The 13,580-nt window shown below is 64.5% G+C and carries 14 protein-coding genes; 7 read left to right on the top strand and 7 right to left on the bottom strand.

From position 1 onward, the window contains the following. Window positions 1-114: 114 nt before the first annotated feature. Window positions 115-543 (bottom strand): multidrug/biocide efflux PACE transporter, encoded by a 429-nt coding sequence (locus ABE456_RS21460; protein ID WP_346645716.1) that lies wholly within the window; start codon window positions 541-543, stop codon window positions 115-117. Between the two features lie 92 nt (window positions 544-635). On the opposite strand from ABE456_RS21460, the gene ABE456_RS21455 reads away from it, so the two are divergent. The 4 genes from ABE456_RS21455 (at window position 636) to ABE456_RS21440 (ending at window position 6,604) form a co-directional block, all read left to right on the top strand. Continuing rightward, on the top strand, window positions 636-1,490 hold the full coding sequence (locus ABE456_RS21455) for a LysR family transcriptional regulator (protein WP_346645715.1): 855 nt from the start codon (window positions 636-638) through the stop codon (window positions 1,488-1,490). 165 nt (window positions 1,491-1,655) lie between these two features. After that, window positions 1,656-3,401 carry a hydantoinase B/oxoprolinase family protein gene (locus ABE456_RS21450; protein ID WP_346645714.1) on the top strand — a complete coding sequence of 582 codons (1,746 nt, stop codon included), beginning with the start codon at window positions 1,656-1,658 and terminating at the stop codon, window positions 3,399-3,401. Window positions 3,402-3,414: 13 nt separating this feature from the next. After that, the gene (locus ABE456_RS21445; protein ID WP_346645713.1) at window positions 3,415-5,499 is read left to right on the top strand and encodes a hydantoinase/oxoprolinase family protein; all 2,085 of its coding nucleotides are present in this window, start codon (window positions 3,415-3,417) and stop codon (window positions 5,497-5,499) included. A 148-nt stretch (window positions 5,500-5,647) separates the two neighbouring features. Next, complete coding sequence (locus ABE456_RS21440; RefSeq protein WP_346645712.1) at window positions 5,648-6,604, top strand: helix-turn-helix domain-containing protein; 957 nt, start codon at window positions 5,648-5,650, stop codon at window positions 6,602-6,604. Window positions 6,605-6,791: 187 nt separating this feature from the next. Here ABE456_RS21440 and ABE456_RS21435 read toward each other — a convergent pair whose 3' ends face one another. The 3 genes from ABE456_RS21435 to ABE456_RS21425 all read right to left on the bottom strand — a co-directional run bounded on the left by ABE456_RS21435 (window position 6,792) and on the right by ABE456_RS21425 (window position 9,630). Then, window positions 6,792-7,685, bottom strand: coding sequence for a DUF2950 domain-containing protein (locus tag ABE456_RS21435; RefSeq protein ID WP_346645711.1), 894 nt, complete (start codon window positions 7,683-7,685; stop codon window positions 6,792-6,794). Next, the gene (locus ABE456_RS21430; RefSeq protein WP_346645710.1) at window positions 7,682-9,154 is read right to left on the bottom strand and encodes a DUF3300 domain-containing protein; all 1,473 of its coding nucleotides are present in this window, start codon (window positions 9,152-9,154) and stop codon (window positions 7,682-7,684) included. The genes ABE456_RS21435 and ABE456_RS21430 overlap by 4 nt, the downstream gene beginning before the upstream one ends. Window positions 9,155-9,243: 89 nt before the next feature. Continuing rightward, on the bottom strand, window positions 9,244-9,630 hold the full coding sequence (locus tag ABE456_RS21425; RefSeq protein ID WP_346645709.1) for a hypothetical protein: 387 nt from the start codon (window positions 9,628-9,630) through the stop codon (window positions 9,244-9,246). 131 nt (window positions 9,631-9,761) lie between these two features. Here ABE456_RS21425 and ABE456_RS21420 point away from each other — a divergent pair, with 131 nt between their 5' ends. Beyond that, window positions 9,762-10,013, top strand: a complete 252-nt coding sequence (locus ABE456_RS21420; protein ID WP_346645708.1) for a hypothetical protein — start codon at window positions 9,762-9,764, stop codon at window positions 10,011-10,013. 48 nt (window positions 10,014-10,061) lie between these two features. Here the strand turns inward: ABE456_RS21420 and ABE456_RS21415 are convergent, their stop codons facing one another. Further along, window positions 10,062-10,934: a DMT family transporter gene (locus ABE456_RS21415; RefSeq protein ID WP_346645707.1), complete on the bottom strand. Its 873-nt coding sequence runs from the start codon at window positions 10,932-10,934 to the stop codon at window positions 10,062-10,064. Between the two features lie 212 nt (window positions 10,935-11,146). On the opposite strand from ABE456_RS21415, the gene ABE456_RS21410 reads away from it, so the two are divergent. After that, window positions 11,147-11,473 (top strand): hypothetical protein, encoded by a 327-nt coding sequence (locus tag ABE456_RS21410; RefSeq protein ID WP_346645706.1) that lies wholly within the window; start codon window positions 11,147-11,149, stop codon window positions 11,471-11,473. Between the two features lie 45 nt (window positions 11,474-11,518). On the opposite strand, the gene ABE456_RS21405 is transcribed toward ABE456_RS21410, so the two are convergent. Beyond that, on the bottom strand, window positions 11,519-11,731 hold the full coding sequence (locus tag ABE456_RS21405) for a PLD nuclease N-terminal domain-containing protein (protein WP_346645705.1): 213 nt from the start codon (window positions 11,729-11,731) through the stop codon (window positions 11,519-11,521). Between the two features lie 94 nt (window positions 11,732-11,825). Continuing rightward, window positions 11,826-12,296 carry an FAD/FMN-containing dehydrogenase gene (locus tag ABE456_RS21400; protein WP_346645704.1) on the bottom strand — a complete coding sequence of 157 codons (471 nt, stop codon included), beginning with the start codon at window positions 12,294-12,296 and terminating at the stop codon, window positions 11,826-11,828. A 161-nt stretch (window positions 12,297-12,457) separates the two neighbouring features. Here ABE456_RS21400 and ABE456_RS21395 point away from each other — a divergent pair, with 161 nt between their 5' ends. Beyond that, window positions 12,458-13,465: a GlxA family transcriptional regulator gene (locus tag ABE456_RS21395; RefSeq protein WP_346645703.1), complete on the top strand. Its 1,008-nt coding sequence runs from the start codon at window positions 12,458-12,460 to the stop codon at window positions 13,463-13,465. The last annotated feature ends 115 nt before the right edge of the window (window positions 13,466-13,580 follow it).

Here is a 13,580-nt window from a genome sequence, read left to right as displayed (position 1 = left end):
TCCCCCGCCCCCGCGCTCCCATCCCCGCCCCACCCCCCCCCCCCCCCCCCCCCCCCCCCCCCCCCCCCCCCCCCCCCCCCCGCTCCCACAAAAAGTCCGTGTGCGGCACGTAATTCAGGCAAGGCGACGCTGCATCAGCAGGTGCCGGGCTTTGTCGAACGCCCAGTTGTACAGCACGGTATAGGGCAGAATGATCACGAAGAAGCCCAGCTCCACCATGAACGCCTGCAGCAGCGAAATGTCCAGCATCCACGCCGCCACCGGCAAGCACCACACCACCAGCCCGGCTTCAAAGCCCAAACCGTGGACAAACCGCGCGCGGGCCTTCCAGTGGATACGCTCGGCCTGCACGTAGCGGTCGACCAGCGCGTTGTAGACCATGTTCCACAGCATGGCGATCACCGACAGGGTCACCGCCAGTGCACCCGCAGTCGCCAGCGACTTGCCCATGATCCAGGACAACAGCGGCGCACACAGCAGCACAGCAAACACTTCATAACCAACGGCATGAACCAGCCGTTCGGTGAAAGACACGTTTTTCATTGCAAATTCCATCCATTGCGTGAGTCGTGCTTCCTATTTTCTTTGATAGAACTGATACTCGCGACATAGCTACCATCGGTTTTATCAATACCATGCGCTACTCACCCGAGGCTCTGGTCGCCTTTGTCGAAGCCGCATCGTTGAGTTCGTTCTCTGCTGCGGCGCGCAAACTGCGCAAAAGCCAGTCCACCATCAGCATTGCCATCGCCAATTTCGAGGCCGATATCGGCTGCCCGCTGTTCGACCGCGGTGGCCGCCACCCCACGCTGAATGAGGCGGGCCGGCAGGTGCTGAGGCATGTCGAGGCGATACTCGACGCCAGCGCCCAGCTCGATGCGCTGGCGGTGCGACTGGCGGAAAATGTCGAGGCGCTGGTGTCGGTGGTGATGTCGGACAGCTACAGCGTTACCTTCCAGGGCGCGGTGATGGCGCGCTTCGCCCAACAGTACGCGCATACCGAGCTGCGCTGCGGCCCATCCGAAGATGCTGATGTGATAGACATGATCCAGCAGGGCCTGGCGCATATCGGCATTCTTGCCACGCAACCCGGTTACCCCGCCGACGTAGCCGTGGCGCGTTTGCCCGAGCAGGCAGAGTTTGCTGTGTACGTGGCCAGCGGGCATCCGCTGGCTGGCCTGCAGCAAGTGCAGGCGCAGCATCTGGAAAGCGCACGGCAACTGTATATCAAGACCTACGCCCCCAGTCTGCACCACGGCCGCGGCCAAGCCTGGTCGGCGCCGGATTACCTCACCCTGCTGGAGTTCGCCGTGCGCGGGTTTGGCTGGGCCGAACTGCCCAAGGCGCTGGTAACGCGGTTTGGCAGTGGGCTGGTGGAGTTGCAGGTGGCCGGATACCCGCGGCGGGTTGATATGGATGTGGTGTGGTCCAGCCGGCGCGCACTGGGGCCGGCGGGCCAGTGGCTGGTGCGGCAGATGCTCCAGCAATAGCCTTTTATCACCTGCCAGGCCTTGGGGCTGCTGCGCAGTGCGCCCAAACGCAACAACCAGTACACCCAGCGACAAGCCTTGCCCCCGCCCTGCCCCGTAGCCTGTCACCACGCGCCGCCCTGTCGCGGCACGCAGCCAAAGCACAAGAACAAACCTTGGTGACCTATGCAGACAGTAGATCCGATCACCCTTGCGGTTGTGCGGGGTGCGCTGGAGACGGCGCAACGCGAAATGACCCTGACCCTGGAAAAGACCGGGCGCTCCAGTGTGTTCAACCTCGCCCACGACTATTCCAACTCGCTGTTCGACCACCTGCCGGAAATGATCCTGCAAGGCCAGGACATTCCCATCCACCTGGGCTCGCTGATCCCGGCCATGAAGTGCGTGGCCGAGTTCTTCGGCGACGACATCGCCGAAGGCGACGTGATCTACCACAACGACCCGGCCTACAAAGGCAGCCATATTCTCGACTGTTGCATGTACAAGCCGGTGTACTACCAGGGCGAGCTGGTGTTCTGGACCGTGTGCAAGGGCCACCTGACCGACATTGGCGGCCCGGTGCCGGCTGGCTACAACCCGGATGCCAAGGAAATCTACGCCGAGGGCCTGCGCATTCCGCCGGTCAAGCTGTGGGAAAAGGGCAAGCGCCGCGAAGATGTGATCAACTTCATGCTCACCAACATGCGCGCCCGCCCCTACCAGGAAGGCGACCTCAACGCCCAGTACGGCGCCTGCAAGGTCGGCGAGCGGCACTTGCTGGAGCTGCTCGACAAGTACGGCGTGGCGCAGGTGCGGGCCTGCATCGCCGAGTTGAAGAACATGGCCGACCGACACATGCGCGCGCTGCTGCGCGATGTACCGGATGGCGATTACAGCGGCACCGCCGTGCTCGAGGATTCCGGCCACGGCCTGGGCGAGCTGGCCATTACCGCGCATGTGCAGATCCGTGGCGACCAGGCCCACGTGCGCATCGACAGCCCGCCGCAGGTGCCCTACTTCATCAACTCCTACGAGGGCAACTCGGTGTCTGGCGTGTACCTGGGGCTGATGATGTTCGCCCAGGTGGCACCGCCCTACAACGAAGGCCTGTACCGCTGCGTCACAGTCGATGTCGGGCCCAGGGGCACGCTGTGCAACGCCGAGGAACCGGCGCCCCACGTCAACTGCACCACCACGCCGATGGAAACCCTGGCCGATGCCGTGCGCACCGCGCTGGAGCAGGCCTCGCCACAGCGGGTGACAGCTTCCTGGGGGCATACCAGCGGCATCAACATCGCCGGCCACGACCCGCGCAACGGCAACAGCGAATACGTGACCATGGTATTGGCTTCGATCATTTCCGGTGCCGGCGCCAACAAGGTGATGGATGGCTGGCATGCCTGCGGCCCGCTGTGCTGCTTCGGCGCGCTGATGAGCGGTGACATCGAACTGCTGGAGCACGCCTACCCGGTGCTGATCCACCGCTACAGCCTGATGGCCGACAGCGGCGGTGCCGGCGAATTTCGCGGAGGCTCGGGCACCCGCCTGGAGATCGAGCCACTGGAGCATGCCATGACCGTGGTCGGTTTTGGCGAAGGTCGCCAGTTGCCCACCGCCGGGGCCGCCGGGGCACGCAATGCCTTGCTCGAACCCAAGCTGGGCCGGTTGATCCATCGCCACGCCGATGGCAGCGAAGACCACTACACGCAGAACCCGATGCTGACCCTGCAGCCCGGCGAACGAATCATCAACATCAACCCCGGTGGCGGTGGCTACGGCGACCCGCTGCGGCGGCCGATTGCCTCGGTATTGCAAGACCTGCGCAACGGCCTGGTCTCGCCCCAGGGCGCGGCCCTGGAGTACGGCGTGGTCGTCGATGCCGATGGCCAGCTGGATGAAACCGCAACCCGCCTTGCCCGCGCCCAGCGCTGACCGGAGAACCATCATGCGTAACCAATATCGCCTGGGCATCGACGCCGGCGGAACCTTCACCGATTTCATCCTGGCCGACCGCGACGGCGGCGTGCAGCTGTTCAAGGCACCGTCCACACCGCAGGACGGCACCCTGGCCATTCGCGCCGGCCTGGCGCAAATTGCCGACGCCACCGGGCGTGGCCCGGCCGAGCTGATCGCCAACTGCGACCTGTGCATCAACGGCACCACCGTGGCCCTCAACGCGCTGATCGAGCGCACCGGGGTCAAGGTTGGCCTGCTGTGCACCGAAGGCCATGAGGACAGCCTGGAGATTCGCCTGGGCCACAAGGAAGAAGGCCACCGCTACGACGCCCACTACCCGCCAGCGCACATGCTCGCCCCACGCCACCTGCGCCGCCCCATCGCTGGCCGCATTCTCGGCGATGGCCGTGAGCACAGCCCGCTGGACGAACGCGCCATCCACGACGCCATCGACTACTTCCGCGCCGAGGGCGTAGAAGCCGTGGCCATTTCTTTCCTGTGGTCGGTGCGCAACCCCAGCCACGAGCAGCGCGCCGCCGAGCTGGTACGGGCTGCCTTGCCCGGCGTGTTCGTTTGCACCGGCTGCGAGGTGTTCCCGCAAATTCGCGAGTACACCCGCACCTCCACTACCGTGGTCAACGCCTACCTCAGCCCGGTAATGGCGCGCTATGTGGCGCGTATCGACAGCCTGTTCCAGGAGCTTGGCGCGCAACAGCCGGTGCGTTACTTCCAGTCTAACGGCGGCCTGGCCCCCGGGCACCTGATGCGCGAGCGCGCGGTCAACGCGATCAACTCCGGCCCAGCCTCGGCGCCGCAGGCGGGGCTGGCGGTGGCGCGGCCGTTCGGCATCGACAACGTCATCACCGTGGACATGGGTGGCACTTCGTTCGACATCACCCTGACCAACGCCGGACGCACCAACTTCAGCAAGGACGTGGACTTCCTGCGCCAGCGCATCGGCGTGCCGATGATTCAGGTAGAAACCCTGGGTGCCGGTGGCGGCTCCATCGCCCACCTGGACGAGTTCGGCATGCTGCAGGTCGGCCCACGCAGCGCTGGCGCCATGCCCGGGCCGGTGTGCTACGGCAAGGGCGGCAGCGAACCCACGGTGACCGACGCCAACCTGGCGCTGGGCTACCTGCCCGACGGCGCACTGCTGGGCGGCAGCATCCGCTTGAACCGCCAGGCGGCGCTGGACGCCATCCGCAGCAAGATCGCCGAGCCGCTGGGCATCAGCGTGGAACGCGCCGCATTCGGCATCACCACCCTGGTCAACCTGAACATGGTCAACGGCATCCGCCGGGTGTCGATCGAGCGCGGCCACGACCCGCGCGACTTCGCCCTGATCGGTGCAGGCGGTGCGGCAGGCATGCATGTGGTGCGCCTGGCCGAGGAAATCGGTATGCAGACCGTGCTGATCCCCAAGGTGGCTTCGGGCTTGTGCGCATTCGGCCAGATCCTGTCCGATGTGCGCTACGACCAGCTCACCAGCCTGTCGATGCGACTGGACGCCGGGCACGTGAACCTGGCACAACTCAACCAGGCGCTGGCCGAACTGCGCCAGCAGGGCTTGGCCAACCTGCGTGAAGATGGCTTTGGCGACCAGGCCAGCAGTTGCCACTACACCCTGGAAATGCGCTACCTGGGGCAGATCCACGAGTGCAGTGTGGAGCTGCAGCAACACGCCCTAGATGAAGCCGGCCTGGCCGCACTGATCAGCCGCTTCCACAGCCGCCACCAGACCCTGTACTCGTACAGCGAACCCGCCAGCCCGGTGGAGCTGGTGAACCTGGAGTGCTCGGTGATCGGCCACCTGCCGCGCCCGCCGCAACCCGAGTTGCAGGGCCCGGCCGAACCGCCGGCAGCCACCCCGGAAACCGTTCGGCCGATGCTGTTCAGTGCCGACGGCGAGTGGCAGCCCACGCCAGTGTTCAATGGCAACCGCCTGCTGCCAGGGCAGACCGTGCATGGCCCCTGCGTGATCGAGGAAGACACCACCAACATCGTCCTGCCACCGGGCTGGCAGGCGCACCTGGAGCCTTCGGCCACCTACCGGGTGACACGCGGGGCTTGATCAAAAGGTCGGCGTGCGCCGATCATGGGCCTGATAACCGCCCGGCAGCGCTGCGCTGTCGGGCGGTTTGCACAATAACAAGAGCTGCTTGAGTAGCTTGCCTGCAGTTCCTTTTTTCAATGCTGCCCTCTTTGAAAAAGGACAAACCATGCCCACAGAACTCTCGACCCACGGCTGGGCGCAGCCGGAGCGCCAGGCGCGCTGGGCCGAAGCCATCAGTGACACCTATTTCCCGTTGAGCCTGGAATTTGCCGCCGAACAGCCGTTCGATGGCCACTTGCAGCGCTGGAGCACGCCCAGCACACCCCTTAGCCTGTCGCGCCTGCGCTCCAGTCAGCTGGGCTATTCGCGCAGCAAGGCGCACATCAGCCAGGACCATGAAGCGTTCTACCTGGTGACCGTGCCGCGCAGCAGCGAGGTGCATTTCGAACAGGAAGGCCACCAGCTCAGTTGCAGCCCCGGCGGTTTCATTGTCGAACGTGGCGATGCACCCTACCGCTTCCATTACGGCACGCAGAACGATTTGTGGGTGCTCAAGCTGCCCGAGCGCGCACTCAAGGCCAACCTGCTGGGGCACAAGCGCTACACCCGGCATTGCTTCGATGCCAGCCAGGGTTTGGGGCGCATCTTCGTCGAGCAGCTGGACCTGTGTGCGCGCCACTTCGACGCCAGCCCCGCGGCCGCTCGCCATTTACTGCTCGAACAGGCTTCGGCCACCCTGCTGCTGGCCTTGCAGCAGGATGAGCGGGTACTGGGCAGCGAAGGCAGCAACCTCAGCACCCTGCACCTGACGCGGGTCGAGCAGTATGTGCAGCAACATCTGGGCGACCCCGAGCTGTCGCCAGCCTCGATCGCCAGCGCCTGCGGGCTATCACTGCGCTACCTGCACAAGCTGTTCGCGATCACGCCCTACACCTTGGGCGAATGGGTGCGTCAGCAACGCCTGGAGGCTGTGCACCGGCAACTGCGCGACCCGCATTGCCACCTGGCGATCGGCGAACTGGCGTTCCGCTGGGGCTTTGCCGACCAGGCGCAGTTTGCCCGGGCGTTTCGCCAGCAGTATGGGTGCACGGCGCGGGAAGTACGGGCTGCGCGTACCCACTGACGAAGTGGCTGGCACGGGCTTCGCCCGTATTCGCGGCTAAAGCCGCTCCCACAGGTACAGGTTGGGCCGGAGACCTGCTCGGTCTCTGTGGGAGCGGGTTTACCCGCGAAGAACCCAACACGGTTATGGCACCGGCTTCGCCGGTGTTCGCGGCCAAGGCCGCTCCCACTGCGGTAATCCTGCGAATTCAATCACCCGCCGCTACATCCACCACCTTCCAGCTGTCATCCGGGTCGAAGCGTTTCATTTCCTTGGCCAGTTTGTCGCCATGCGGCCCAAGGTCTTTCTCGAATACCTGGCCGTCATGGCTGATCATGAAGCTCATCACCCCGGTATCGTCGTACTTGGCCGGCCAGGCGACCATGGCGAAGCCGCGGCTCATCTGGTTGCCGATCAGGTAGCTGTAGGCGCCGCCAGGGGCTGAAGGGCCTTGTGCGTCGAGGATGCGGAAGTGGTAGCCGTACCAGGCATCACCGAGCTGTTCCTGGCCGAACAGCGGCCCGAGCGGGCTGACCTCGCCGTCGCCGTCGTCATCCCAGTACAGCCCGTCGTGCTTGCCGGGTTCGCTGAAGATTTTCTGCGCATATTCCAGCGCGCCGTTGCCGTTGTGGTCCTGGGTGGCGTAGTCCATTTGCGCATCGTGGTAAGCCAGCAGCGACTGCAGAACGCCCAGTTCGTTACGGCCAATGCGCCGCACACGGATTTCGGCGCTGCCGGCCTTGAGGTCGAAGCGCCAGCCCTGGCTACTTTTGGTCAGCGGAATGGGCAATGTCCAGTGGTCGCTGCCCACGGCCAGGATGGCCTTGCCCTCACCTGCCATGTCGATGCTGTGTTGCGCGCGATACTGCTCGAGGAAGGTGTCCACGTCGCTGCGTTGCACGCCGCCGCGTGGGATGTAGGTACGCCAGTCATCGCCCAGTAACCGGGCCAGACGGGCTTCATCTGGTTTTTCCTCACCCAGCGCCGCAACGAAGGATTCCACGGCCTTCTCCGGTGTAGGGAAGGTTTCTTGCGCAGCAGCCAGGCAGGACCAGGCCACGCCTGCAGTGAGCAGCAATGCCGCAAATGTTGGATGTTTCATCGACGGCCTCCTCCTCCGCCACGACGTGCGGGCGCACTGGGCCGGGAAATCTGGTGCCCGGCGGCACGTGATGCACTGGGCCGCTGGGCAAACGACTGGCTGGTGCGGCCGCGGCTGGCCTGCGCGTTGGTACGCGACGGCGAGCGTACGCCGTCAAAGGCGTTGTTGCGGGCTCGGCCTGCGGTATTGGCCGGGCGGTTCTGCGCCACTTGCCGCGCCTGGCCTTCGCCCTGCCGGCGTTGGGCCACCTGGTTGTTCTGCTGCCGGCCCTGGTTATTGCGGGTTTCCTGCCGGCGGTCGGCGGCCCTTGCGTTGTCGTTACGCGATTGCATGCGGTTGCCAACCGAGTTGTCCGCCTTTGCCTCGCGCATTTGCTGGCGTGCCTGGCTATTGCTGGTGGCCGGCCGTTCGATACCGGCCCGGTCCATCGAGGCACGGGCCTTGTCGCGTGCCTGGGCGCGCTGGGCATCGTCGCCGCGGAAGGCGGTGCGCTGGGTAGCACCGTCGAGCTGGCGGCCATACTGTTGGCGGCTGCGGGAGTCGCGGTATGGCACGCCGTCGCGGTTGGCAGCGTTGTGCTGCCACTTGTTCTGGTTGTTGGTGATGCGGTTGTTGGCGTTGATGTTGTTGTAGCGGTTGACGTCGATGTCGATGTCGTTGTTGCCCCAGTCACAGTCGCCCCACAGCGAGGCGACAATTGCCACGCCGGTACCAAAGGCCAGGCCGGCCACCAGCGCGGAACCGGGGTAATACATCGGCGGTGGCGGGTAATACGCCGGCGGCGAAGCCGGGTAGGCCCAGGTGCCATAGGTGGTGGTCGGGTTATAGGTGGGCACGTACACCACTTGTGGGTCGGCCGGTTCGATGACGATGGTGGTGGGTGGAGCACTGGTGGTGACCACCTGAGTGCTGCTGCCGCTGGAAGCCGGTGCAGGTGCCGCTGCAGGTGCGACTGTGTTCTGCACGGTCACGTTCTGGTACTGGTTGCTCTGCAGGTTACCGGCGGCCTGCGCCTGATGGCGCAAGCGCTGCACGCTGCCCATGACGTCGTCAGGCTGGGCGAGGAAGGCATCGCCAAGGCGCTGCACCCAGACCGGGTCTTGGCCAAGGGTTGCCAGCACCTGCGGGAAAGCCACCAGTGCCTGGACACTCGGGTCCCAGGGTTGCTTCGCCACCTGCTTGACCGCATCGTCGCCGGTGGCCTTGGGGTTGGCCTTGGACCAGGTCACGGCTTCGCTCACCTGCCCTGGGTAGGTTGACGCCATCAGCACCTGGGCCAACAGCGGATCGGGGTACAGGGCAATGGGCGCGGTCATCTGGTCCAGTTGTTCCTGAGTGAACACCGGGTCCTTGGCCGCAGCCGTGGGTGGCACCGGATCCGGCGCAGGTACGTCTTCTGCCAGCACCAGGCCGGGTGCTGCGCTCAGGCACAGTACAGCTGACAGGACAGCAAACAATGGCATGCGCATCGCTTATCCCCATGAGGTCAGACCGCGTGGAATAAGGGTAGCAATGGCGGTGTTTTTGGCCAGATGCGGGGGCGCAAACTTTACGCGCTCTAAGGGAGGGGGGCACGCTGCATCTGGCTGCGCAGCATCTCCAGGCCCTCATTATCCAACGCCAGGCCAATGCGTTCTGGCAGCGCATCAGCAATCAGCCTGCGCCCCTGCCCCCTCAGCGGCCTGCACAGACGGGCCAGCAAGGTACGCGCGCGAGTGCGCTCGGTCCAGGTGCGCAGCAGGTAGATGACCGCATCGGCCAGGCCCCAGGCCAGGTTGCAGCCGAACGCAGCAACCAGCATCAGCCGGGCTTCTTCGCGCCCAGCCGTGGCCACGCTGAGCGAGCCGATGAAGGTCATCGCCATCAACAAACCGAAGATCACCTCGGTGATCCGGTCGATCGGCTCCAGCACGCCCCATTTACGCGGTTGTTCGCTTTGCCCCATCACGCCCTCCCTGCCCGCTCAGGAATCGTCGATAGTCACTATCGAGAATGGCAATTTCTGCCGAAGGCCGTGGCCACATAACCTAGCTCCATCGACTCGCCGCCCACGACCCCGGCCCTTGGAGCTACCTGATGAACACCCTGACCCGCCTGCTGTCCGCCACCCTTGCCGTTCTTGCCGTCGCCATCGTCAGCGGCTGTGCCAGCCACCCCGAACTACGCCCGTACAGCGCCGATGAAACCCGCCAACTGCAACTGGAAGCCCTGCAACGCCGCGGCCTGTCGTTGGACGACTACGAGCAGCAACGGCGGGTGATCCAGCGTGCCGGCAACCTGCCGGTGGTGACCGAAGCGGCCAACGCAGACCGTTCGAGCAAAGGCTGAGTGGCTTGGTCATACGAACGGTGGTGTTTTGGTGCAGGGCAGCCGCTTCTAGCGCCGTGGTGCCAACGCCAACGCGATACCGCCCAGCACCACCACGCACGCCACCAGCAAGCGCAACGACAGCGGCTCGCCAATCAACACAACCCCGCCCAGCGCAGCAATTACCGGCACGCTCAGCTGCATGGTCGCCGCCTGTTGCGCACTGAGCTGCCTGACCACGCCGTACCACACGGCATAGCCCGCGCCAGAAGCAAGCACGCCGGAGCCCAGGGCATACAACAAGCCAAGCGATGTGAGGTGTGGGCCAGCGCCCAGCAACAGCAGCGGAGCCATCAGCACCAGGCAAGGCAGGCTACGGGCAAAGTTGCCGGCGGTATCGGCCAGAGGCCTGGGTGAGCCTTTGCCAAGCAGTGTGTAAACGCCCCAGGCGACGCCAGACAGGGCCATCAGCAAGGCGCTGGCCAAGGGGGGCGCCGCTGCACCGGGTAATAAAAGCACCAACAGGCCGGCAAAGGCGACCACCATGCCTATCAGCATGCGCACGGTGATGTGTTCGCCCTTGTACCAGGCAAAGCCGAACATGGTGATCTGCACCGCGCCAAACAGCAGTAGCGCACCTGCCCCCGCGCCTAGTTGCAAGTAAGCAGCAGAGAACAGGAACGCGTACAGGAACAGGGCCAGCCCGCCACGCCAACTGCCGCCCATGGCCTGCACCGGCCTGCGCACGCGGATCAGCAGCAACAGGAACAACGCGCCACTGGCCAGGCGCACCACGGTGAACGATGCCGGGTCGATGGCCCCGTCCTTCAGCGCCAGCCGGCAGAACACCGAGTTACCGGCAAACGCCACCAGGCTGAACAGTGCAGGCCAGAGCCAAGCCCGGGCCTTGTGGTCGATAAGCGTGGTAGAGCCGGTGCTCATGGTGTGGTCACCTCTGAGTGGGAATTGTTGTTATAGCGACAATGCTCATGGGGCCATAGTGCCTGGCGGCCCTGTTCGGCGAACAATGGCAGGGTAGTACCTTTCGCACAACGCAGCGTCATGCTTGAACAACGCGTATGTTTGCGCGGCTGCCGTCAGCCAGTAGATTGCAAGGCCCGGCATGGAGGCCTGTACGTAACAAGGAAAACCCCATGAGCAAATTTGATTTTCAGCTGGCCTATACCATCAAGCCGCGCAACGCTGACCACGATGAAGCCGATGCGGCGCAGGCACGCCTGCACCTGCGGGAAAAGCTCGGCCTGGACACCGTCGAGCACATTGAGACCACCTTGCTCGGCATGATCACACTCAAGAGCAGCACGCTTGCAGAGCGCAAGCGGGAAGCCGAAAAGCTGCTGCATGATTACATTCGAGAAGCGCTCAAGGAGCTGCGGGTACTGTCTACCGTGAAGTTCTATGGCTGCCTGATGGTCGACGGGCTGGGCCCGACCATACGCTTCGACATCCTGCCCAAATGACCTTTGACGGTATCAGGCGCTAACGCGCCTGATACCAGGGCGCTGTCATTTCTCCTGCAGTACCGCCCTACCCTTCACCGCCCGCGGCCCGCGCCAGGCCCAGAACAGCAAACCGGGAAATGGCGCGTAGACCACGAAGACGACCCACAGCATCTTGCGCTCGGCACGCCGCTCGCTGCCGATGATGTGCCAGATGGCCCAGAGTTCCAGCAGGATTATCAAGGCGGCGATGATGATCCAGATCGTTCCGATTTCCATGAGCGCTCTCCCATTTGGCATGTAATGGGTTGGTTTGCAGCGGGCGCTAAGGGTTCAGAATGATTTGCCGGCGATAGGGCCGCCCAGGAGAACCTCAATACCGCGGCGCGCTCTCCAGCGCAGCCTTCAACGCCGCCGCATCGGCAAACGCCCGCTGGCTCACCAGTACGCCCTTCTCAAGTTGCAGCCACAGCACCTGGCCAGCCTGCCCGGGATACCGGCTGGCTACCCGCCCTTCGCGGTCGAGCAGCACCCGGTAGTTGTAGTCACGCATGGCAGGGATGGCGAACAGCTTGCTGATCAGCGCCGGCATTTTCTGGATGTCTGCCACGAACACCGCATTGCGCGCTTCCAGGTAGCCCTTGGGCTGTTCGGCCAGCGCTGCCTTTACCAGCTTGGCGCCGTCCATGTCACGCGCCACCAACAAGATATGCGTGCCAGCATCGAGCGTGTAGGCCTGGTCATGCTGGTCCAGCAGCGTCCACGGCGCGAGCTTGTCACCCGGCTCCAGGGCATTGGCCAGCAACGGTATCAGGCAGAGCAACAAGGCAGCGGCGTATTTCATCATGGTCATCCTCAGCGACGGGAGCGCCAGCATAACGGCAAAGCGCCAAGCCAGACAGGTTGCCTGAACACGACCTGTAATACGACACCGCCACCCGGGAGATTGTCTTTCCTCCAGCCACCCGCCACACTCTCAAGGCCAGCCAGGAAGCGGAGTCCAGAGTGCCCACGCCACGCCAGTTCAGCAAAAAGACCAGCACCAGCAACATGTTGCGGTTGAAGTCCACCAGCGCCAACGCCCAGGCCCCCTATCGGGTCGATTTCGTGCTGCTCGAACACTTTTCCATGGCCAGCTTCACCGTGGCCATGGACGTGCTGGTCACGGCCAACCTGCTGCGCGCCGACAGTTTCCAGTTCACCCCACTGTCGCTGGACGGCGACCGGGTGCTCAGCGACCTGGGGCTGGAACTGGTGGCCACCGAGCTGTCGGCCGAAGCGTTGAAGGAACTGGACCTGCTGGTGATCTGTGGCGGCTTGCGCACACCACTGAAATACCCGGAACTCGACCGCCTGCTGGACGACTGCGCTGCCCACGGCATGGCCCTGGGTGGCCTGTGGAACGGCGCCTGGTTCCTTGGCCGCGCCGGGGTGCTGGACGACTACGGCTGCAGCATCCACCCCGAACAGCGCGCCAGCCTGTCCGAGCGCAGCCCGCAAACGCGTATCACCCCGGCCAGCTTCACCCTCGACCGCGACCGCCTCAGCGCCGCCAGCCCCAACGGCGCCATGGAGCTGATGCTTGGGCTGGTGCGTCGGCTGTATGGCGATGGCTTGGCCGAAGGCGTGGAGGAAATCCTGTCGTTCTCCGGTGCGCGCTACCGCCAGGTCGGCCCAGGCGCGAAGAAGTCCATGAGCCTGCACCTGCGCACCATCGTCGAGCTGATGGAGAACAACCTCGAGGAAACCCTCAGCCTCGACCAGCTGGCTGCTTACAGCGGGCGCTCGCGACGGCAAATCGACCGGTTGTTCCAGGCCCAGCTAGGCACGTCACCACGGCGTTATTACATGGAGCTGCGCATTACCAAGAGCCGCCGCCTGCTGCAGTACTCCGACCTATCGGTGATGGAAGTGGCGGTGGCCTGCGGGTTTGTCTCGGTATCACACTTCAGCAAGTGCTATGCGGCGTACTTTGGCTACCCGCCTTCGCGTGAGCAGCGGTTGGGTGAGTGATCCGGGCGCTTTGCACCAAGTTGTTAGAGATGCATGGCCTGCACGGGCGCCTTCGCGGGTGAACCCGCTCCCACAAGGGGCTGTGCAAGTATTGAAGACTATGGAGGCCCTGTGG

The organism is Pseudomonas sp. TWI929, from assembly GCF_039673335.1.
Classification (GTDB): domain Bacteria; phylum Pseudomonadota; class Gammaproteobacteria; order Pseudomonadales; family Pseudomonadaceae; genus Aquipseudomonas.
The sequence above is the reverse complement of the archived record's forward strand: the minus strand, read 5'-3'. Positions and strand labels throughout refer to the sequence as shown.

Excerpts from the sequence above, each read along its gene's own strand:
- ABE456_RS21460 (WP_346645716.1), bottom strand. The coding sequence starts at position 543 with ATGAAAAACGTGTCTTTCACCGAACGGCTGGTTCATGCCGTTGGTTAT.
- ABE456_RS21455 (WP_346645715.1), top strand. The coding sequence starts at position 636 with ATGCGCTACTCACCCGAGGCTCTGGTCGCCTTTGTCGAAGCCGCATCG.
- ABE456_RS21450 (WP_346645714.1), top strand. The coding sequence starts at position 1,656 with ATGCAGACAGTAGATCCGATCACCCTTGCGGTTGTGCGGGGTGCGCTG.
- ABE456_RS21445 (WP_346645713.1), top strand. The coding sequence starts at position 3,415 with ATGCGTAACCAATATCGCCTGGGCATCGACGCCGGCGGAACCTTCACC.
- ABE456_RS21440 (WP_346645712.1), top strand. The coding sequence starts at position 5,648 with ATGCCCACAGAACTCTCGACCCACGGCTGGGCGCAGCCGGAGCGCCAG.
- ABE456_RS21435 (WP_346645711.1), bottom strand. The coding sequence starts at position 7,685 with ATGAAACATCCAACATTTGCGGCATTGCTGCTCACTGCAGGCGTGGCC.
- ABE456_RS21430 (WP_346645710.1), bottom strand. The coding sequence starts at position 9,154 with ATGCGCATGCCATTGTTTGCTGTCCTGTCAGCTGTACTGTGCCTGAGC.
- ABE456_RS21425 (WP_346645709.1), bottom strand. The coding sequence starts at position 9,630 with ATGGGGCAAAGCGAACAACCGCGTAAATGGGGCGTGCTGGAGCCGATC.
- ABE456_RS21420 (WP_346645708.1), top strand. The coding sequence starts at position 9,762 with ATGAACACCCTGACCCGCCTGCTGTCCGCCACCCTTGCCGTTCTTGCC.
- ABE456_RS21415 (WP_346645707.1), bottom strand. The coding sequence starts at position 10,934 with ATGAGCACCGGCTCTACCACGCTTATCGACCACAAGGCCCGGGCTTGG.
- ABE456_RS21410 (WP_346645706.1), top strand. The coding sequence starts at position 11,147 with ATGAGCAAATTTGATTTTCAGCTGGCCTATACCATCAAGCCGCGCAAC.
- ABE456_RS21405 (WP_346645705.1), bottom strand. The coding sequence starts at position 11,731 with ATGGAAATCGGAACGATCTGGATCATCATCGCCGCCTTGATAATCCTG.
- ABE456_RS21400 (WP_346645704.1), bottom strand. The coding sequence starts at position 12,296 with ATGAAATACGCCGCTGCCTTGTTGCTCTGCCTGATACCGTTGCTGGCC.